The sequence below is a fragment of the Legionella antarctica genome, from assembly GCF_011764505.1.
GTDB lineage: Bacteria > Pseudomonadota > Gammaproteobacteria > Legionellales > Legionellaceae > Legionella > Legionella antarctica.
Map to the genome: position 1 here is coordinate 1,758,170 of NZ_AP022839.1, position 19,457 is coordinate 1,777,626.

The window sequence follows — 19,457 nt, forward strand, 5'->3', positions numbered from 1 at the left end:
TGATTATTATGCTGTTTAACGTTAAACTTTTGTAGAATTATATGAGTGTTGAAATTTATACTGATGGTGCGTGTAAGGGTAATCCCGGTCCTGGAGGATGGGGAGTATTGCTGCGTTATAATGGTAAGGAAAAAACCATGCACGGCGGTGAGCCTCATACCACTAATAATCGCATGGAGTTAATGGCCGCGATTAAAGGTCTTGAATCATTAAGTCGTCCTTGTGACGTTGATCTATATACCGATTCCCAGTACTTAAAAAAAGGGATGATGGAATGGTTACGTGGATGGAAAAATAATGGCTGGCGTAACGCTAAAAAGGAACCAGTTAAAAATGTAGATCTTTGGAAAATTCTGGATCATTTGGCTTCCATTCATCAAATTAAATGGCATTGGGTTAAAGGTCATTCGGGTCATGTGGAAAATGATTTGGTTGATGCTTTAGCAAATCAAGGTATAGAAGAATTAATATAAGTTGAGCTAAAGATGATTCGACAAATTATTTTAGATACAGAAACTACAGGTATAGGCCCTGAGCAAGGACATAGAGTAATTGAAATTGGTTGCGTTGAGTTAATTGATAGAAAATTAACTGGGAAGCATTACCATGTTTACCTTAATCCACAACGTCTGGTAGACGAAGGTGCCTTTCGTGTTCATGGAATCAGTTCTGATTTTTTACAAGACAAACCTTTATTTGAAGATATAGTTTCCGAGTTTTTACAATTCGTCGGTGGTGCCGAGCTAATTATTCATAACGCGCCGTTTGATGTGGGATTTCTTAATTCTGAGCTCAAACATGCAAAGTGGAAGAAAAAATTAGAAGAGTATTGTGATATCTTTGATACCTTAACCCTTGCGCGTGAAAAGCACCCAGGACAACGAAATAGCCTGGATGCTTTATGTAAACGCTATGATGTAGACAATTCTAACCGCCAGCTTCATGGTGCTTTACTTGATGCGGAAATCCTGGCTTTTGTCTATTTGGCTATGACTGGGGGACAATCCAGCTTCTTTTCTGAGGTGGAATCTGCTTCCAGTAATTTAAAAATCAAAACCCATGAAGTTAATGCACTATGCCTGGCTAATCCAGTTGTATTAAAGGCAAGTGAAGAGGAGTTGACTCAGCACCTGGAGTTTGTCCAATTTCTTGCGAAAAAGTCAGGAATAAATCACTGGGAAGAACCCGTTACTGAACAGGTCTAGTGATACTAAAGGTTTGACCCGGCACGCTTACACATCGGCCCGTAGGGATTTGGTATTTATTTGATCTATTTTTTCTACACTCTGTTATTTTTTGAGGTTTGCCAGACAACGGAAAGCGGGTTTAATTTAATATCGGAGATTTATTCATTGTATTATATACCGATAACATTGCTTAACCTGTTCAATTTTATACAAACAATCATTTAATGGTCCATCGGTAGTGTCAAACTACCGATGAGATTAATGGATTACCTCGATATAGTGTTCCGCTGGATTAACTCTTTTGAACTAAATATTTTTCAGCGAAATCCCTGCCAATACATTCACCTAATGTTCTACCCCAAGTACCAGCAGTTTCACTGTTTATCTTGTCTGGAATGCTAGAGTATATCTGATCCTGGCATTTCTTCGCACTATCAGGAATTAAAGACACACATTTCTCATAGGTCATTTGAATTTCATCAAAGCGTTTTTTTAAATCAGCGTCTTGTATAAAGCCTTTACAAATTAGATCGGGCAACATTGGAGTCATAGTATTTAACCAATTGTCCTTAGGCATCTCAGTTTGAGTGGTGGTGCCGGAAGTTTCAGCATTTGAAATAAACGGTACAAAGGCACTACTTAGTGCAATTGCTGTTGCTATAAGAAATTTCCTTGACATGATGAATTATCCTTATTTTTGTTATCTATTAAATAGTAGAACAATAAATTGCAAATTGCCTTCAAATGATTAATTTGTATGGTGATTTTTATGAAATTTTCAGTCTCAAAAAGGTAGTTTCCAATGCATCAATAAAGTACAGATTGTTTGATTTGTTCAAAATTTAAACTAAAATCAGAGTGAGAAGGAATAAACTAGGAATAATTATGGAAAAGTCCAATTTGTACTTAATGCTCTTATCTCGCATTTCAGTAATATTATTTTCTGTTATGTTCTTTAGCACAGGTTATGCTGCCGGAAATACATTTATCTTTAATCCAAACACGCTTTCCTGGAAAGCAATTAATGCAAATGGGAAGGTCGTGAGGACAGGCAGAGGTTCCGGAGGAAGGCATTATTGTCCCGATGTTCGTCGAGGATGCAAAACACCTTCAGGGGTTTTCAGAATTATTAGTAAGGGCGGTTCAGGCTGTCGTTCCAGCCGTTATCCCCTGGGAAGAGGCGGAGCTCCGATGCCTTATTGTATGTTTTTTAGCAAATACTATGCAATTCATGGCTCTTATGATTTACCTCGCCATAATGCAAGTCATGGCTGTGTACGGGTATCTCCCGGTGATGCTAAATGGCTAAGCCATAATTTTATGCGAATAGGAACCAAAGTTATTATCAAATCTTATTAATTAAACCATTGCAGTACTTCCGTCGGTAAAACACACTATGAAAGGATTTTATAGTGTGTTTTATTTACAAATCATCCTCATCATCCATACTAAATGATGAACCACATCCACAGGTGGTTTTTGCATTAGGATTACGAATGACAAATTGTTCGCCTTGTATCCCCTTGATATAATCAATTTCTGCATCTTGTAAATATTGATAGCTTATTGAGTCAATAAGCAGTTTTACTGTTGCTTTATTATCAGTACAAAGTTGTTCAACAATCGTGTCATCATCGTTGACTTCTTCATCAAAACTAAAACCGTACTGAAAACCAGAACAGCCGCCGCCAGTTACTGACACACGTAGATTAAGATTCAAATTATCTTCTTCTCTAATCAGCTCTGCTACCTTATCGGCAGCACTGACAGAAAAAGAGATATTGGTGGTAGATGGAGATATATCAATAGCAGCCATAATCAACTCCGGTTTATAATAGTACAAGTGTTAGCTTTACACACATTCTATTTTAATTATATACTTTTCGAGGCTAAAAACCTTATTTTTGTCCGCTGAAGTATAACAAATTATCTAATGATTTGTTCTATAGTTGCACCACCCAGACATTGGTTTTTATCATAAAAAACCACATATTGCCCTGGAGTTATAGCCCTTTGTGGGCTTGAAAACATCACATAATGTTGATCTTTATCTATTGGAGAGATCATGCATGCCTGTTCTGTCTGTCTATATCTTGTTTTAGCATAACAGGTTAGAGGTAAGTTATCGTTACAATCGGCCAGCCAATGTATCGGCCTGCAGATGAGACCTTGAGCATAGAGCATTGGATGGTGACTACCCTGAGCGATATACAGAGTATTGGATGACACCTCTTTATCTACCACATACCAAGGCTCATCAGTTGAATGTTGTAAACCACCAATACCTAAACCTTGGCGTTGACCCAGCGTGTAAAACATTAAGCCATCATGTCTTCCCAGTATCTCTCCATTCATATTTTTGATCTCACCAGGTTTGGCAAGAATAAATTCTTTTAAAAAGGACTTAAATCTCTTTTCACCGATAAAACAGATGCCTGTAGAATCTTTTTTTGCGTGTGTAACCAAACCAAGTTCTTTAGCAAATTCTCTAACCTGTGACTTATTATAATCTCCGATTGGAAATAAAGTTCTTGCCAGTGCTGCTGTCTCTACAGCATGAAGAAAGTATGTTTGATCTTTGTCCCTGTCTTTTGCCTTATACAAATAGCCAATATCTCCAGCAATTTTATTTTTAGCATAATGTCCTGTGGCTATATAGTCTGCGCCAAGTGTTAAAGCATGCTTTAAAAAAGCATTGAATTTGATTTCTTTATTGCATAATACATCTGGATTAGGAGTCCTTCCCCTTTCATACTCACTTAAAAAATGAGCGAACACTCGTTCCCAGTATTGCTCTGAAAAATTGACACTGTGAAGAGGTATTCTTAATTGATTACATACAGCCTGGGCATCAGCCAAATCCTGGGCTGCAGGACAAAATCCGTCTGCATCATCTTGTTCCCAGTTTTTCATAAACAAGCCCTCAACCTGGTAACCTTGTTCTTTTAATAACCAGGCTGCAACTGATGAGTCAACTCCACCAGACATACCAACAATAACTTTAGTTTTCATAAGTAATGATACCGATGTAAAAAAATGCAAAAAGTAACTGCAGATTGTGCATTATCTCATAGAATTAGAAAAAGGAGGAGTGCTGCTTTTATTGATGATTCAGAATCCAGGTTTGGGAGCTCGATAAACTGGGCAATAAAACCCAGTAATCAACATTGTTTGGTAAAGTAGATTCAATCTGTTGCTTAACAAGAACTCCGCAATCCTGTTTAAAAGAATACTTACCAAACATTATTATGACGGGATGACGGCATAACGTCGCATTATGTTCTCTGCCCTTAAACCACCAGCTCCTATGCCGCCCGGGACACCTACATTGGTTAATGATCCGTTACCCGTATCAAATACTGGAGCAATCGCTGCATTTACTCCCCATGCTGTGGCAGATGCAGCTATAGGGGCGGCTGGTACCCCGGAACCAGATACAATCAGTGCTAAATTTGCATAAGGAGTTGTAGGGGGTAGATAAGTGATGGCAGCAGTAGCAGTGAGGGAAGGAACCGTCGTTGTATTAACTGAATCATATACAATAGTTGAGATAGTTCCAATCGTAGTTTTAAGGGGGGTTACTTCTACCGAAGAAATTCCCGTACAAACAGTAGCACTATGAATTGCCGAAGAAGACCATTTTACAACAGCTGTTCCATTATAAATAACGGTCGATATGGTTGAACATGGACCGGTAGAATCAGATACAACAACTGAAATACTGGATGCTGATGTTCCAATATTACCTGTTGTAGAGGCATTTCCTAAACTGTTGATTATAACTAACTGTCCACTTGTAACGGGGACTGCAAAAGGGGTTCCCCATAGCCCCATTAAAGCAATTGTGAGGGTTGAACGCAGAAAAAGATGTTTACTGGTATTATTGTTCGTGTTTTTGTTTATTAATTCCATAGTTAAAGTTCCTTTTTATATTATGAATTAAAATAATATCATACATTCAGTAAATACCACTTGTTCGCAAAGGGTGACAACATTTCATAATGTCAGAATACTCAAATGCGACTGATATTAACTAGGGTCTGTTGACATTTCACCTGCCGTCTACGTGCCGCGGCTTGTCCCTGTCTCTTGATCACATTTTATCCATGTAGATGCTTTGAGCGATTAGAAATCCTTCTATTCGCTCATTCAATTTAAACCAACCGTTCCAAATAGTTGACCATGCCGCTTTACCAGTTCTCTTGGAGTTGGTCCATCCACCAAGTTTGTCAATTGCTTTGAATGCCCAGTATGCATCAGGAGTTTGAGATGGAAACTCCGTTTTCTCCACCGTTTTCCATAAAACCCTCCATTCAACCTCGCTCAATAACTCATCACAAGGAACACAAACATGTTCCGCATCCAGGAGTTGAGAGTCTGGCTCAAAATACTCTTTGAGTTGAAGTAATCTAATGGCTAAAAAAGATAGAATGACTATCATTTTTTCTAAATTATCAGCAGATTGCATTCGTAAAAGTTCTACGTTTGTTCCGGATTTCCATGCTTTATGAAAGTCCTCGATACGCCACCTGAGTTCATAATATCGGATCACTTTCCTTGCTTGTTCAAAAGAGAAAATAGCTTCTGTCGTTATTAATATCCACTCCAAAATAGCTTCTGTTTGAGGATGTGTTTCAGTGGCATATACTACATTCACTGAGACGGGCTTTAATGGTTCTTCTCCATTTCTGCGCTCGGGCGGTTGCAGACTTACTTTGACTGCCTTTATCATTAATTCAACTTGACGTTTTGGTCGATTCGCTTTTTGGGCTACATCAATCGAGTAATTCCCTAAAACAGGCTGCTCTGATAAATAAGTGAATAGCATCCCTGAGAGGCCATTAAGCCTGCGATTATGACAAGCCCTAACCACAAAACGTTGATGATGTTCCGTTTTATATTGAATATATTCATAAACATCAGCATCCCTATCACATACCGATATAGTGTCGGCCATTTTTTCTGAAAGTCGCTGTTCCAGTTCATGGGTATTTTGCTCCCATTTATAACTTTCTTTATCTTTATAGGGGCGTTTATTTCTTTGGGTACTTTTCCATAGGCAGTTGAATTACGACACCAGCGGTTTTGAGCTATCAAACCAATCGTCTTTTCTGTTGCGGCATCCATTAATATCGTTGAATGGACTTGATATCCTTTCGCTTTAGCATGTGGATTGTTACTGGTATAACCAAGTTGTTTACTTAATTCATGGCTATAGACCAGACTTGTCGCATCTTCTATTGCTAACAATAGCTCATGTGATTTAGCTAATTGCCCAGTCACATCATAACCCCCTGATGCAATTTGACTCGCTTTAACTCGATGATTACGTAAGATACGATAGCCACCCTCAACTAACGCTTCATCTCCTAAACTACTTTGCGAAAGACTACTGCCACTCCAACTCGATAATTGATTCCCTATTTGAACTAGACGTTTTGTCAATCGTTTATCGCCTAGCTCAATACCACCAAATAATGCCTCTGACCATACACTAGAATCGCTTAATGACGAATTCATAAAACTCACCTTATTTAAAAATAATAAGGTGAATTTGATCATTATTTCTTCTTACATACAAGATGTGTAGAAGATTCAGGGACAAGCCGCGGCACGTAGGCGGCAGGTGAATTGTCAACAGACCCTAATCAATTTGATAATTATTATAAATTCTTGGATAATGCCGTATTTTTGGATGTCTGAAGTATGCTTCACTTACCAGAACTCGTTAAGCAGGGTCAACACACAAAGCTACTTACCGTAAAGGATCGCTTACCTTTTTTTCTTATAGCACCATGCGAAATAACTGTAAGCTATCATGTAGAAGCTAAAGATGATTGCTATCTAATATATCTCAAAGTGTCAGGTAGTCTCACCAGCCTTTGCCAGAGATGCATGCAGGATTTCCCCACCTCCTATGAAAATCATACAGTTATTGCTGTTTGTCGCACTGATGAAAGGGCTGAACAGATGTTAGGGCTATACGAATGTATCGTTTCAACAAACTGGCTGGTAGATCTTGAAGAGCTGATTGTCGATGAGTTGCATCTATATGCTCCTCAGTTTCACCCTGATATTAACGATTGTGATAGTGAAGTAAATCAATTTTTAACAGAAAAAAATGATTCTTATTGATATTTTGTGCAATTAACACTTGGATTGGTGTTAAAATATCGGTAATATTCCCGCTTTATGAATGCAAATTGTTTAGGAGTAATACAATGGCTGTACAACAAAATAAAAAATCAAGATCACGACGTGATATGCGTCGTTCACATGACAAGCTAAGTATGCCAACACTTTCTGTGGATGCAACTACTGGTGAAACACATCGTCGTCATCATATGACAGAAGATGGTTACTATCGTGGTAAAAAAATCCTCGATACTGATACTGCTTACGAACAAGAGTAATTTTCTTGAAAAACATCACCATTGCTGTTGATGCAATGGGTGGGGATCATGGATTAAGTGTTGTGATTCCTGCCTGTGTTCGTTCAGCTAAAAAAAATCCAAATTTAAACATCATACTGGTCGGAGTACACGACAAGGTGAGTGCTTCCTTGAAGAAGCATGGAGTCTTGTCTTCGAAACAATTATCTATTGTTCATGCGTCTGAAGTAGTCAATATGGATGAGTTGCCCTCACATGCATTACGCAATAAAAAAGACTCTTCAATGCGCGTGGCTATTAATCTGGTCAAAGAAGGCAGGGCCCAGGCATGTGTTAGTGCCGGTAATACCGGTGCTTTGATGGCAACTGCTCGCTATGTTTTAAAAACATTACCAGGAATAGACAGACCTGCCATAGTCTCTGAATTACCCACAATGAAAGGCAAAACCTGGGTCATTGATTTAGGAGCAAATGTTGATTCATGCGCTGAGCACTTATTTCAGTTTGCAGTAATGGGTTCAGCATTAATTCAGGCTATTGAAAATAAACCGAAACCTAAAATTGCCTTATTAAATATTGGTGTAGAGGAAATTAAAGGAAATGATCAGGTTAAGCGGACTGCCCATATGCTTGCAGAGTGCTCTGTAATGAATTATGTAGGTTATGTTGAAGGCGATCATTTTTATTCTGGTGATGTTGATTTAGTCGTTTGCGACGGTTTTGTGGGAAACGTTGCTTTAAAAGCTAGTGAGGGTATCGCAAAGCTGTTATTAAGTGTGCTCAAAGAGTCATTTAAGAGAAACTGGTTTACAAAAATTTCCGGACTAATAGCCTTGCCTGCACTAAATCATTTAAAAAAACGTTTGGATCCCTCTCGATATAACGGTGCCAGTATGTTGGGTTTAAACGGTATTGTTATAAAAAGCCATGGGGGAGCCGATGAGTTTGGTTTTGCATTTGCTATTGAACAAGCTATTCTTGAAGTAGAGAATAATGTTGTAGATTTAGTACGCGATCAGATAAACGATTTTATAAATCAGGGATTGTTATTATGACAAATGCTGTTATAAGTGGCACTGGGAGTTATTCCCCTGAGAAGCAAATTAGTAATGCTGAGCTGGAAAAAACTCTTGATACAGATGATGAGTGGATATTATCCAGGACAGGTATTAGTAGTCGCAGCATAGCTCAAGCTCATGAAACAACCTCATTTATGGCTTCCCGAGCAGCACATGAAGCACTGGTTTGTTCAGGTCTTAATGCTGAGGAAATTGATCTAATATTGGTAGCGACCTGTACTCCTGATAATTTTTTTCCAAGTGTGGCGTGTCATGTGCAACATACCTTGAAAATTGAAAGATCTATTCCTGCGTTTGACATAAGTGCTGCGTGTAGTGGCTTTGTCTATGCAATGGATATTGCCAAGCAATATATTGAAACAGGTGCTGCAAAAAATATAATGGTGATTGGTAGCGAAAGCATGTCCAAAGCTTTAGATTGGTCTGATCGTTCTACATGTATTTTATTTGGTGATGGCGCCGGAGCTGTTGTACTAAGCGCAAGCGATAGAAAAGGCATCATGGGTAGTGCAATACATTCATCATATGATGCCGATAAATTACTAACTCTTCGCAATGGAACCTTCGATGATGAGCGTGCAACTATAACTATGCGTGGAAATGAAGTTTTTAAAATAGCCGTCAAAATAATGGGCGATATCGTTGACGAGGTTTTAGAAATTAGTAAACTAAATAAATCCGATATCAATTGGTTAATTCCTCATCAAGCAAACATACGTATTATTCAGGCTATAGCAAGGAAATTATCACTTCCTATGTCACAAGTCATTGTTACAATTGGTAACCAAGGTAATACTTCAGCTGCATCTATTCCTTTAGCACTTGATTATTCTATTAAAAACAATCACATAAAAAGAGATGAATTGTTATTGATTGAATCATTTGGTGGGGGAATGACTTGGGGCGCCATGGTTATTCGTTACTAATAATTAATTTAAATTTTAAAGGGTTTTTCTGATATGGTAAAAACAGCATTTGTATTTCCTGGACAAGGATCACAATCTGTAGGTATGTTGTCTGATTTTATACCACAATACTCAATTGTTACTGATCTTTTTGCAGAAGCTTCTGATGCTGTAGGCTATGATCTTTGGCAATTAGTTCAGAATGGACCGTTAGAAAAGCTTAATCAAACAGAAATTACTCAAGTTGCTATGCTGACTGCAGATGTAGCTACATACAAGTTACTCTTGCAACAGGGTGTAACTTCGCCACTCATTATGGCAGGTCATAGTTTAGGGGAATACGCAGCTTTAGTATGTGCGGATTCTTTGTCTTTAACAGATGCAGCTCGTTTAGTAGCCCAAAGAGGTAAGATAATGCAACAGGCAATACCTTTAGGCCTGGGCGCGATGGCAGCTGTTGTGGGTTTAGCCGATGAACAAGTTAAAAGTCTTTGTGAGCAGGCAAGTCAGGAAAACCAGCACGTTACACCTGCAAATTATAATGCTATTGGGCAGGTTGTAGTAGCGGGTCATACACCTGCAGTTGAACGACTGATTGCATTGGCTGATAATGCTGGTGCTCGACTAGCAAAAAAAATCCCTGTCAGTGTGCCTTGTCATTGTCCTTTATTGTCTGAAGCCGCGGAGTTATTCGCTGATAGTCTTGCGAAAACAAAATTTAAAAATCCTTCTATTGATGTTGTGAGTAATGTGGATTTAAGTATTTACCATTCAGCTCAGAATATAAGAGATAAACTTAAAGAGCAGCTTTATAGTCCTGTGCGTTGGGTTGAAACCATCCAAATGTTTAAAAATCACCAGATAGAGCTTATTCTGGAATGTGGTCCAGGTAAAGTATTGAGCGGATTGACTAAAAGAATAGATCGAAGTTTAAATGCGGTTAGTGTTTATGACACAATTAGTCTGGATCAGGTCATAGAACAGTTACTTATTCCAGCATGAGAGGAACTTGAATGATAAATTTAGAGGGCAAAGTTGCATTAGTTACAGGAGCAAGCCGTGGCATAGGACAGGCTATCGCTCTTCAAATGGCAAGAATGGGTGCCTTTGTTTATGGAACTGCAACTACAGAGCAGGGTGCTGATTCAATTAATTCTTATTTTGAAACAGAAAAACTTGCAGGTAAAGGGATTGTACTTGATGTAACCAAAGCAGAACAGGTGGATGGACTAATGTCCTTCTTTTCTGATAATAATCAATATCCATCAATACTTGTTAACAACGCCGGAGTAACAGCCGATAATCTGTTATTACGCATGGATGATGAGGAATGGTACAAAGTAATTGAAACAAATTTGAATTCTATATATCGAATGTCCAAGGCGTGTTTAAAGCCCATGTTTAAAGCACGCTGGGGACGCATAATTTCTGTAGGTTCCGTTGTTGGTTCAAGTGGAAACTCAGGGCAGGTTAACTATACGGCTGCCAAAGCAGGGGTTGTTGGATTTTCCAAGTCTTTAGCCCAGGAAATTGGTAGCAGAGGGATTACTGTTAATGTGGTTTCCCCTGGCTTTATTGATACGGATATGACTACTGCATTGCCAGATATGGTTAAAGAAGAGATGCTAAAAAGAATTTCTCTGCGTAAATTAGGACAAGCAGAGGATGTCGCTGATGCTGTAGTTTTTTTAGCATCAAACAGTGCTAAATATATTACAGGTGAAACAATTCATGTCAACGGCGGTATGTATATGAGTTAAATGCACTTGCGTTATCTGTATAATTGAATAAACTACCCGTCAGTATTAAAATTATTTCTATCAACCGAAAGAGGAAAATTAAGTTATGAGTACAGTTGAAGATCGTGTTCGCAAAATTGTTGTTGAACAATTGGGCGTTAAAGAAGAAGAATTAAAGAACGATGCGTCATTTGTTGACGATTTGGGTGCTGATTCTCTTGACACTGTGGAATTGGTAATGGCTCTTGAAGAGGAATTTGAAACAGAAATTCCTGATGAGAAAGCTGAAAAGATAACAACGATTCAAGAAGCAATTGACTATATTGAATCTAATATGAATAAAGAAGAAGCTTAATATTTTTGAGGAGCTTTCATTGAACAAGCGGCGCGTGGTTGTTACCGGCATGGGGATGCTTACCCCGGTCGGCCTTAATGTAAAAGAAACCTGGAAGAATATATTGGCTGGTATTAGCGGTGTTGCATTGGTTGATGATTTTGATACCAGTGACTACACGACTAGAATTAGCGCCAAGGTCAAAAACTTTAACATTGAGAACCATGTTCCAGCCAAAGATGCTCGAAAAATGGACATATTTACTCAATATGGTATTGCAGCTGCTGATGAGGCGATGCTTGATTCAGGTTTAATCATGAATGAAGCATTGTCTCGTCGAACTGGTGTGGCTGTTGGTGCGGGTATAGGTGGTATCCAAACTATAACCAATAACCAAGACAGACTGGTTGCTGGTGGTCCACGTAAAGTTTCTCCTTTTTTTATACCAGCAGGAATAATTAACATGGTTGCTGGACAAATTTCCATCAAACATCATCTTAAAGGTCCCAATATTTCAGTTGTTACAGCATGCACCAGTGGTACTCATAATATCGGTCTTGCCGGTCGTATTATTGCCTATGGTGATGCAGATGTGATGATTTGCGGTGGTGCTGAAATGACTACAACCCCCTTATGCCTGGCTGGTTTTTCAGCTGTAAGATCTCTCTCCAAGCGAAATGATGAGCCTGAAAAAGCGTCAAGACCCTGGGATAAAGACAGAGATGGCTTTGTTATGGGCGAAGGTGCTGGTATTCTTGTTTTAGAAGAGTATGAACATGCGAAAGCTCGCGGTGCTAATATTTACGCAGAGCTGGTTGGTTTTGGAATGTCTGGAGATGCCTATCATATCACTTCACCTGATGAAGATGCTGACGGTGCTTCGCGTGCTATGGAAGCAGCGATAAATGATGCAGGAATAGATGCAGTCCAGGTAGATTACATAAATGCACATGGTACTTCAACTTACCTCAATGACATGAATGAAACAAAGGCCATCAAGCGTGTTTTCAAAGATCATGCATACAATTTAGCGGTTAGTTCTACAAAATCAATGACTGGGCATTTACTGGGTGCGGCAGGTTCTGTAGAAGCGATTTTTAGTATTTTGGCAATCAAAGATCAAGTGGCTCCGCCAACAATTAATCTGGACAATCCTGATGAGGGATGTGATTTGAACTATGTGGCGCATAAACCTCAAAAAAGAACAATTAATTATGTTTTAAGTAATTCACTGGGATTTGGTGGAACAAACGGCAGCTTGATATTTAAGCGGATTTAAATGGTAAATCCTAGACATAAACAACTGATAATTTATATTCTTGCAGTTTTTTTCATGTCTTTTTTAATAATTTCCTTGAATATATATAGCTTAGTGGTAACGCCTCTTATCTCCAGAAACAACACTGCAGTGATAATTGGAGTCGAGCCCTCGATATCGGCATCGAAATTCGCTTATCTTTTGAAAGAAAAGCATCTAATTTATTCTCCCAGATTTTTTTTACTAATAATCCGTATGCAAGGCTTATCTCATCAATTAAAAGCAGGTGTGTATCAGATCAATCCTGGTGAAACCGCCATGCAACTTCTTCACCGTGTAGTTACTGGTGATGTAGTAACTCAAAACTTCACAGTGATTGAAGGAACGACCCAACAAAAAATAGCTCAGGATCTGATGCAAGCTCAATATTTACATTATCATCCTGACGATTGGCTTATTATTAAAGGAAATCATCCAAATGTTGAGGGATTATTGTTGGCAGATACCTACCAATATCGAGGAGGCAGCAGCAGTCGAAATCTTTTAGAGCAGGCAAATAAAAATTTAATCAATTATTTAAATAATGCCTGGGTTCATAGAGCATCTGATTTACCTTATCACACTGCATACGAATTGCTTATTGCCGCGTCAATCATTGAAAAAGAAACTGCTATACCTCAGGAAAAGAAGATCATTTCCGGTGTCATGGTCAATAGGTTAAAGAAAAAGATGCCCTTGCAGATGGATCCTACTGTAATATATGGATTAGGTAATGCATATAAAGGAAAATTATCCCATAATGACATGCAGGTTGATTCTCCTTATAATTCTTATCGTTATAGAGGTTTACCCCCTACACCTATTGCTATGGTTGGAAAAGAGGCTATAGATGCTGCCTCTCATCCGCAATTATCAAATTTTTTATATTTTGTTGCGAAAGGAGATGGCTCTCATCAATTTTCAGAAACCTATGAGCAGCAAAGACAAGCTATTGAGCAATCTAGACACAAGGACTTTTAATGTCAGCTGGAAAACTAATAGTAATTGAAGGCTTGGAAGGTGCTGGAAAATCTACAGCAGTGAACAGTGTAATTGATCTGTTATCTGAATTAAATATTAAGACGATTACTACTCGAGAACCTGGCGGAACAGTTATAGGTGAGACTCTAAGAACAATTATTAAAAACCCCGAATACAGTGATGTTCTTGATAATAGAAGTGAATTATTACTGCTTTATGCCGCAAGAATTCAATTAATTGAGCAAGTGATTAAACCTGCTTTGCAGCAGGGTTATTGGGTAATCGCTGATAGATTTGAATTATCTACTATGGCATATCAAGGTGGTGGTCGAGGGTTAGACTCTAATATAATTAAAAAAATATCAGCTTTTTGTCTAAATGGATTTAAACCTGCTCTAACTTTGTATTTAGAGATCAGTCCAGAGTTGGGTATGGAGCGAGCAAAACTAAGAGGAGCATTTGATAGAATAGAGCAGCAATCTATAGATTTTTTTTATCGAGTGCATAAAACTTATATCCAATATGTTAAAGAAGATCCTGATATTGTAAGCATTGATGCCGGACGCTCATTGCAGGAAGTAAGGCTCGCAGTTCAAGAGGCAGTAGGTCAATTCATAGAGCAACAATCATGATAAATCATCAAGCTCAGTGGCAACAAATTCAATCCGCTTTGCATGAACAGCGTGTTGCTCAATCCATGTTATTTGTTGGCCCTTTACATTGCGCTATAGCTGATTTTGTTATTAATATTATGCAATTATATCTTTGTAAAAAATCTAATGGGCCCTGTTTAAATTGTATTGATTGTCAGATGATAAATCGTATGGAGCACCCTGATGTAGAGTGGGTTAAGCCTGAAAAAATTGGTGGTCCCATTAAAATTAACCAAATAAGGGAATTGCAAAATACTGCATACTTAACCCCACAAAGAGCAGATTACAAATTAATCGTTATTGAGGCGGCTGATCGAATGAATACCTCATCAGCAAATTCATTATTGAAAATTCTGGAAGAGCCGGCAAAACACACGATTTTTATTTTAATAGCTCAACAGTTAAGTACAATATTACCAACTGTCTTAAGTCGTTGTCAGATTGTGTCGTTTTCTTCCTCTGCAGATTCATATCGTAATAATCTGTTAAAACTTGGGGATCAATATCCTCAGGAATCAGATCGGTTTTTGATTATAAATCAGGCTGATTCAATTTTGGATGGACTAATATCCATGCTTGAAAAGCGAGTACATCCGTGTATTTTAGCTTCTCAATGGAGCCAATTTGAACTGAGTACTTTGTTATGGTTTTTATATCTGGTCTTTTCACAATTACAGTACATGCATTTTACCAGACTTAATAGTGTGGGACCTGCAACCAATCAATTAGTTGAATTATTATCCTTATTAAACCCAATCTTGATTTTTAGGCAAATTGATAAAATCAATACACTATTAAGAAAAATAAGCCATAATATAAATGTAAATCATACTTTGGTGCTGGAGGATTTATTATTTTCTTTAGCAGTTGATTTTTAGTTATTACATGGAGAGAAAATGACTGAAAGTGCACAATTAGTAAACTGTACCTTTCCCAGTGAAGCACTTTTATATAACGCTTATATGCCTTTTGTGAAAGGTGGCGGTCTTTTTTTTAGAACAAAATACGTTTACCCCCTGGGTAAAGAATTACAATTGTCACTTAAAATAATTAGTGAAATTGAACCTTATCTTATTGATGTTAAAGTAGTATGGGTTACTCCTAAGGGTGCACAAGGAAATAAACCTCCAGGAATAGGGGTTCAATTTATCGGTGAAAATAGCCGATATTTATGTAATAAGATAGAAACTCACTTGGCGGGTATGCTTAAGTCTACCCAGCCAACTGATACTATTTAGTCAATTTAAACGCTAATGCAGATTTAGAGTATATTTCTGCTGATTATAAAGCTCTATTATACACAAGTAGGCTGTTTATAGTTCACCTTTAAGGCTTGACGTGAGGCGAGTTGTTTTGCAACATGTGGTTTCTCGTAAAAAAATAACTGTGTTGTGTTCGAGATGATATGACTTGATCCAGCGACAAGTCGCGTGAATATCAAAGGACTAAGTGCCAACGGACCTGAAACATATCTGATTTTTCTTTTTTGAGGTTTCAAATGCTAGTTGATTCACATTGCCATTTAAATTTTTTAGATTTAGCTGAGTTTAATAACGACATGTCGCAAGTTTTAGCCAGAGCGAATGATAATGGGGTTCATCATTTTCTTTGTGTCTGTGTTGAGTTGAGTGACTATCCTCAATTGGAGCATCTAGCCGCTCATCATACCAGTATTAGCATTTCTGTTGGTGTTCATCCCAACACTGAAATGGATTATCCGGTTACAGCTAAAATGCTTTGTGATTTTGCTGCAAATCCAGCATGTATTGCTTTGGGTGAAACTGGATTGGATTATTACAGGACCCATACGGAAGAGGCCCGGGAAATACAGCGGTCAAGGTTTAGAGAGCATATAAAAGCCGCTTTAATTACTTCAAAGCCATTAATTATACATACCCGCCAGGCTGCAGAAGATACCTTGTTACTGATGGCAGAAGAAAATGCCCAACAAATTGGTGGGGTGATGCATTGCTTTGCTGAGGATTTAGATATTGCTCGAAGAGCTATTGACTTGAATTTTTATATTTCTTTTTCTGGAATAGTGACCTTTAAAAATGCTACCGCACTGCAAGATGTAGCGAGACAAATTCCTTTAGACAGAATATTAATTGAAACAGATTCACCTTACTTGGCTCCTGTTCCTCATCGAGGCAAACAAAATCATCCTGCATTGGTTAAGCATGTTGCAGAAGCGATAGCGGATTTGCGGGGCATGGATTATGAAGAAATTGCAGAAATAACTACTAATAACTTCCACACTTGCTTTAATCTTCAAAAAATTGAGGAATAATCAGTACTTCAAGATTTAAATACACTTCATCTTAGGAGAATCAGAGCAACAAGATTAACAATAAAAGAGCATCACTGCTTTGCCTGTACTCGTAAGATTTAGTACTATAAGAGTCTTATTCATCCTTTAGAGTAATCTATGCCTTTGTATATAGGTTTAATGTCTGGAACCAGCATGGATGGTATTGATGCTGCTCTTGTACAAATACCTGCTAACACGTTGAAATACGGTATTACTGTAAAATACAGTGATGAATTAAAAAAAAATATCAGTGATTTGATTAATAATGATAATTTCAATCTTGCTTTGGTTTGTCAATTAAATACCCTTATTGGAAGAGAGTTTGCTGGTGCTGTGAATAATTTGTTGCGTGAAGCGAATACATCTCCTGATGATATAATGGCTATCGGAAGTCATGGGCAAACTTTATGTCACGATACAAGTGTCAGTATTCCTTACACATTACAGCTAGGTTGTGGGCATACTATTTCCTCACTAACAGGCATTACCGTTGTCGCAGATTTTAGAACAAGGGATTTAGTGAATGGAGGTCAAGGTGCGCCGTTTGCACCCCTGTATCACCAAGAGTTGTTTAATAAAAAGGATACTAATGTGGCTGTAGTTAACATTGGCGGTATCGCTAATGTTAGTTTTATTACATCAGGACAACGGACACAAGGATGGGATACCGGACCAGGGAATTGTTTGATGGATGCCTGGATTACTGAACACTTGGGAAAAACTTTTGATAACAATGGGTTATGGGCCAGGGAGGGCGAAATAATAACTCCTTTACTCGATCAATTATTGTCAGATCCTTTTTTTGAATTGATTCCCCCAAAAAGTATTGGTAAAGAGTATTTTTCATTATTTTGGCTGAAATCCTATTTAAAGAAAGAATATAAACCTGCCGATGTGCAAGCTACTTTATTAGCTTTAACTGCACATTCTGTTGCTCTAACAATTTTAAGAAAAAATACGGTAAAACAATTATATTTATGTGGCGGTGGAACTCATAACCTCTATTTATGTAATTCCATGGCTGATTTATTGCCGGGGATTGGCGTACAAAGTATTGCAGAAATTGGAGTAAGCCCCGATTATCTGGAAGCTATGATGTTTGCCTGGTTGGCTGCTCAGACAATAAATCAAGTTCCGGTTAATTTAACAGCAATTACAGGCGCCAGAAGCCCTGCAGTTTTAGGTGCGATTTATCCTATAAGGAAATCGTATTGACAAACCAAATGAGCGTAGGCTTTAATGAGCCATCTCCAAATAGAGTGATCCTAAATTGAGCGTATCTAACACAAAAAACACAAAAAAAATAAGTGAGAATAATCTGACTAAGGCTTATCTTATATTTTTCTTAGCAGCCTCCTTTTATTTATATGAGTTTATATTGCAAGTTGCACCGAGTGTTATGGCCGAATCAATGATGAGAACCTTTAAGATCACTGGAGAAGGTTTTGGTTTCATTTCTGCTTTTTATTTTTATGCTTACGCACCTGCTCAGTTACCTGCAGGAGTTTTGTATGACCGCTATGGCCCACGTAAATTGATGACCTGTGCCATTATATTGTGCGCTCTGGGCTCTGCTTTTTTCGCCTCTACAGACAGTGTATTTACAGCCTCTATTGGAAGATTTATGATCGGAATAGGCTCTGCATTTTCTTTCATAGGTGTCTTGGTTCTGATTTCTCGTTGGTTTCCCCCTAATCATTTCGCCATTCTTGCTGGAGTAGCTCAATTAATGAGTTCAGTAGGGGCTATGTTTGGTGAGGTTCCCTTAGCTTCCCTCATTGCTCATGTAGGGTGGCGTAACGCGAGTTTTATTTTATCTGCAGTGGGCTTTATTTTAGCTGGTTTTTTTTGGCTCTATATTCGTGATTACCCAAATCAACAAAATCAAACCGCACCCAATAATTACCTTAAGGATGAATGGAAAAGACTTATCACCGTATGTAAACATTCCCATACCTGGGTTACAGGTGGATATGCTTTCGCTATATGGACTCCCATTGCCGTATTTGCAGCTCTTTGGGGTGTTCCTTATCTTCAAGAAAAGTTTCAAATAAGTGTAGTAGCTGCCTCAGGTTTATGCAGCATGATTTGGCTTGGTATAGGAATCGGTAGTCCATTATTGGGCTGGTTTAGTGACAGGATAGAGAGTCGTCGTATTGCCTTGATTATAAGTTCAATTTTAGGTTTGGTAGCTACGCTGATTTTGCTGTACTCATCACAACTGTCTTATGGCTGGACATATCTCATTTTATTTTTATTAGGATTAGGAGCGGGGGGGCAGACACTTAGTTTTGCCGTAGTTAAAGACAATAACTCTTCTGATTTTGTTGGAACAGCTTCCGGCTTCAATAATCTTTCAGTTTTGATTGGTGGGGCAATTTTTCAACCGCTAGTGGGTTATATATTACAGCATACAGACTCACCGCATTTGGTTAACGGTATTTATGTCTACAGCATAACAAGCTATCAGACAGCATTATTGGTCATGCCTATGTGCTTTCTGGGAAGTTTATTAATTGCTGCGTTTTTGCTTAAAGAATCTCATCCAGGTCGACGTACTTATTAAAAACAGACTGTTT

Annotated in this window: 22 protein-coding genes and 1 pseudogene; 18 read left to right on the forward strand and 5 right to left on the reverse strand. The window is 38.2% G+C overall.

Annotation, left to right across the window (positions count from 1 at the left end):
• The first annotated feature begins 41 nt into the window (after positions 1-41).
• Positions 42-473, forward strand: a complete 432-nt coding sequence (rnhA, locus tag HRS36_RS08430; protein WP_173236962.1) for a ribonuclease HI — start codon at positions 42-44, stop codon at positions 471-473.
• Positions 474-488: 15 nt separating this feature from the next.
• Positions 489-1,205 (forward strand): DNA polymerase III subunit epsilon, encoded by a 717-nt coding sequence (gene dnaQ, locus HRS36_RS08435; protein ID WP_173238494.1) that lies wholly within the window; start codon positions 489-491, stop codon positions 1,203-1,205.
• A 274-nt stretch (positions 1,206-1,479) separates the two neighbouring features.
• Here the strand turns inward: dnaQ and HRS36_RS08440 are convergent, their stop codons facing one another.
• Complete coding sequence (locus tag HRS36_RS08440) at positions 1,480-1,866, reverse strand: hypothetical protein (RefSeq protein WP_173236963.1); 387 nt, start codon at positions 1,864-1,866, stop codon at positions 1,480-1,482.
• 206 nt (positions 1,867-2,072) lie between these two features.
• Here HRS36_RS08440 and HRS36_RS08445 point away from each other — a divergent pair, with 206 nt between their 5' ends.
• Positions 2,073-2,546 (forward strand): L,D-transpeptidase, encoded by a 474-nt coding sequence (locus tag HRS36_RS08445; RefSeq protein WP_173236964.1) that lies wholly within the window; start codon positions 2,073-2,075, stop codon positions 2,544-2,546.
• A gap of 64 nt (positions 2,547-2,610) precedes the next feature.
• Here HRS36_RS08445 and erpA read toward each other — a convergent pair whose 3' ends face one another.
• The 4 genes and pseudogenes from erpA to HRS36_RS08465 all read right to left on the reverse strand — a co-directional run bounded on the left by erpA (position 2,611) and on the right by HRS36_RS08465 (position 6,707).
• Positions 2,611-3,003 carry an iron-sulfur cluster insertion protein ErpA gene (gene erpA / locus HRS36_RS08450; protein ID WP_173236965.1) on the reverse strand — a complete coding sequence of 131 codons (393 nt, stop codon included), beginning with the start codon at positions 3,001-3,003 and terminating at the stop codon, positions 2,611-2,613.
• 110 nt (positions 3,004-3,113) lie between these two features.
• The gene (mnmA, locus tag HRS36_RS08455; protein ID WP_173236966.1) at positions 3,114-4,199 is read right to left on the reverse strand and encodes a tRNA 2-thiouridine(34) synthase MnmA; all 1,086 of its coding nucleotides are present in this window, start codon (positions 4,197-4,199) and stop codon (positions 3,114-3,116) included.
• 234 nt (positions 4,200-4,433) lie between these two features.
• Positions 4,434-5,099, reverse strand: a complete 666-nt coding sequence (locus HRS36_RS08460) for a hypothetical protein (RefSeq protein ID WP_173236967.1) — start codon at positions 5,097-5,099, stop codon at positions 4,434-4,436.
• A 181-nt stretch (positions 5,100-5,280) separates the two neighbouring features.
• Positions 5,281-6,707, reverse strand: a pseudogene (locus HRS36_RS08465) (IS4 family transposase).
• A 186-nt stretch (positions 6,708-6,893) separates the two neighbouring features.
• Here HRS36_RS08465 and HRS36_RS08470 point away from each other — a divergent pair.
• The 15 genes from HRS36_RS08470 (at position 6,894) to HRS36_RS08540 (ending at position 19,444) form a co-directional block, all read left to right on the forward strand.
• On the forward strand, positions 6,894-7,322 hold the full coding sequence (locus tag HRS36_RS08470; protein WP_173236968.1) for a YceD family protein: 429 nt from the start codon (positions 6,894-6,896) through the stop codon (positions 7,320-7,322).
• 86 nt (positions 7,323-7,408) lie between these two features.
• Entirely contained in the window at positions 7,409-7,600 is a 192-nt protein-coding gene (gene rpmF, locus HRS36_RS08475) for a 50S ribosomal protein L32 (protein ID WP_173236969.1), read from the forward strand.
• A gap of 5 nt (positions 7,601-7,605) precedes the next feature.
• Positions 7,606-8,634 (forward strand): phosphate acyltransferase PlsX, encoded by a 1,029-nt coding sequence (plsX, locus tag HRS36_RS08480; protein ID WP_173236970.1) that lies wholly within the window; start codon positions 7,606-7,608, stop codon positions 8,632-8,634.
• A complete protein-coding gene (locus tag HRS36_RS08485; protein ID WP_173236971.1) occupies positions 8,631-9,584 on the forward strand; it encodes a beta-ketoacyl-ACP synthase III in 954 nt (317 codons plus the stop codon). Before plsX ends, HRS36_RS08485 begins: the two co-directional genes overlap by 4 nt.
• 33 nt (positions 9,585-9,617) lie before the next feature.
• Positions 9,618-10,565 carry an ACP S-malonyltransferase gene (fabD, locus tag HRS36_RS08490; RefSeq protein WP_173236972.1) on the forward strand — a complete coding sequence of 316 codons (948 nt, stop codon included), beginning with the start codon at positions 9,618-9,620 and terminating at the stop codon, positions 10,563-10,565.
• An 11-nt stretch (positions 10,566-10,576) separates the two neighbouring features.
• Entirely contained in the window at positions 10,577-11,323 is a 747-nt protein-coding gene (fabG, locus tag HRS36_RS08495) for a 3-oxoacyl-ACP reductase FabG (RefSeq protein WP_173236973.1), read from the forward strand.
• Between the two features lie 85 nt (positions 11,324-11,408).
• Complete coding sequence (gene acpP / locus HRS36_RS08500) at positions 11,409-11,657, forward strand: acyl carrier protein (protein WP_045095368.1); 249 nt, start codon at positions 11,409-11,411, stop codon at positions 11,655-11,657.
• A 19-nt stretch (positions 11,658-11,676) separates the two neighbouring features.
• Positions 11,677-12,915 (forward strand): beta-ketoacyl-ACP synthase II, encoded by a 1,239-nt coding sequence (gene fabF, locus HRS36_RS08505; RefSeq protein ID WP_173236974.1) that lies wholly within the window; start codon positions 11,677-11,679, stop codon positions 12,913-12,915.
• Positions 12,916-13,914 carry an endolytic transglycosylase MltG gene (gene mltG / locus HRS36_RS08510; RefSeq protein WP_173236975.1) on the forward strand — a complete coding sequence of 333 codons (999 nt, stop codon included), beginning with the start codon at positions 12,916-12,918 and terminating at the stop codon, positions 13,912-13,914.
• On the forward strand, positions 13,914-14,546 hold the full coding sequence (tmk, locus tag HRS36_RS08515; RefSeq protein WP_173236976.1) for a dTMP kinase: 633 nt from the start codon (positions 13,914-13,916) through the stop codon (positions 14,544-14,546). The genes mltG and tmk overlap by 1 nt, the downstream gene beginning before the upstream one ends.
• Positions 14,543-15,445, forward strand: coding sequence for a DNA polymerase III subunit delta' (locus HRS36_RS08520; RefSeq protein WP_173236977.1), 903 nt, complete (start codon positions 14,543-14,545; stop codon positions 15,443-15,445). Before tmk ends, HRS36_RS08520 begins: the two co-directional genes overlap by 4 nt.
• Positions 15,446-15,463: 18 nt before the next feature.
• Positions 15,464-15,805 (forward strand): PilZ domain-containing protein, encoded by a 342-nt coding sequence (locus HRS36_RS08525; protein ID WP_173236978.1) that lies wholly within the window; start codon positions 15,464-15,466, stop codon positions 15,803-15,805.
• A 260-nt stretch (positions 15,806-16,065) separates the two neighbouring features.
• Positions 16,066-16,857 carry a TatD family hydrolase gene (locus HRS36_RS08530; protein ID WP_173236979.1) on the forward strand — a complete coding sequence of 264 codons (792 nt, stop codon included), beginning with the start codon at positions 16,066-16,068 and terminating at the stop codon, positions 16,855-16,857.
• 138 nt (positions 16,858-16,995) lie between these two features.
• The gene (locus tag HRS36_RS08535; RefSeq protein ID WP_173236980.1) at positions 16,996-18,093 is read left to right on the forward strand and encodes an anhydro-N-acetylmuramic acid kinase; all 1,098 of its coding nucleotides are present in this window, start codon (positions 16,996-16,998) and stop codon (positions 18,091-18,093) included.
• A gap of 88 nt (positions 18,094-18,181) precedes the next feature.
• Positions 18,182-19,444 (forward strand): MFS transporter, encoded by a 1,263-nt coding sequence (locus HRS36_RS08540; protein ID WP_338033748.1) that lies wholly within the window; start codon positions 18,182-18,184, stop codon positions 19,442-19,444.
• Positions 19,445-19,457: the final 13 nt, after the last annotated feature.

Coding starts and splice junctions, on each gene's coding strand:
- rnhA (WP_173236962.1), top strand. CDS start 42: ATGAGTGTTGAAATTTATACTGATGGTGCGTGTAAGGGTAATCCCGGT.
- HRS36_RS08440 (WP_173236963.1), bottom strand. CDS start 1,866: ATGTCAAGGAAATTTCTTATAGCAACAGCAATTGCACTAAGTAGTGCC.
- HRS36_RS08445 (WP_173236964.1), top strand. CDS start 2,073: ATGGAAAAGTCCAATTTGTACTTAATGCTCTTATCTCGCATTTCAGTA.
- erpA (WP_173236965.1), bottom strand. CDS start 3,003: ATGGCTGCTATTGATATATCTCCATCTACCACCAATATCTCTTTTTCT.
- mnmA (WP_173236966.1), bottom strand. CDS start 4,199: ATGAAAACTAAAGTTATTGTTGGTATGTCTGGTGGAGTTGACTCATCA.
- HRS36_RS08460 (WP_173236967.1), bottom strand. CDS start 5,099: ATGGAATTAATAAACAAAAACACGAACAATAATACCAGTAAACATCTT.
- HRS36_RS08470 (WP_173236968.1), top strand. CDS start 6,894: ATGCTTCACTTACCAGAACTCGTTAAGCAGGGTCAACACACAAAGCTA.
- rpmF (WP_173236969.1), top strand. CDS start 7,409: ATGGCTGTACAACAAAATAAAAAATCAAGATCACGACGTGATATGCGT.
- HRS36_RS08485 (WP_173236971.1), top strand. CDS start 8,631: ATGACAAATGCTGTTATAAGTGGCACTGGGAGTTATTCCCCTGAGAAG.
- fabD (WP_173236972.1), top strand. CDS start 9,618: ATGGTAAAAACAGCATTTGTATTTCCTGGACAAGGATCACAATCTGTA.
- fabG (WP_173236973.1), top strand. CDS start 10,577: ATGATAAATTTAGAGGGCAAAGTTGCATTAGTTACAGGAGCAAGCCGT.
- acpP (WP_045095368.1), top strand. CDS start 11,409: ATGAGTACAGTTGAAGATCGTGTTCGCAAAATTGTTGTTGAACAATTG.
- mltG (WP_173236975.1), top strand. CDS start 12,916: ATGGTAAATCCTAGACATAAACAACTGATAATTTATATTCTTGCAGTT.
- tmk (WP_173236976.1), top strand. CDS start 13,914: ATGTCAGCTGGAAAACTAATAGTAATTGAAGGCTTGGAAGGTGCTGGA.
- HRS36_RS08520 (WP_173236977.1), top strand. CDS start 14,543: ATGATAAATCATCAAGCTCAGTGGCAACAAATTCAATCCGCTTTGCAT.
- HRS36_RS08525 (WP_173236978.1), top strand. CDS start 15,464: ATGACTGAAAGTGCACAATTAGTAAACTGTACCTTTCCCAGTGAAGCA.
- HRS36_RS08530 (WP_173236979.1), top strand. CDS start 16,066: ATGCTAGTTGATTCACATTGCCATTTAAATTTTTTAGATTTAGCTGAG.
- HRS36_RS08535 (WP_173236980.1), top strand. CDS start 16,996: ATGCCTTTGTATATAGGTTTAATGTCTGGAACCAGCATGGATGGTATT.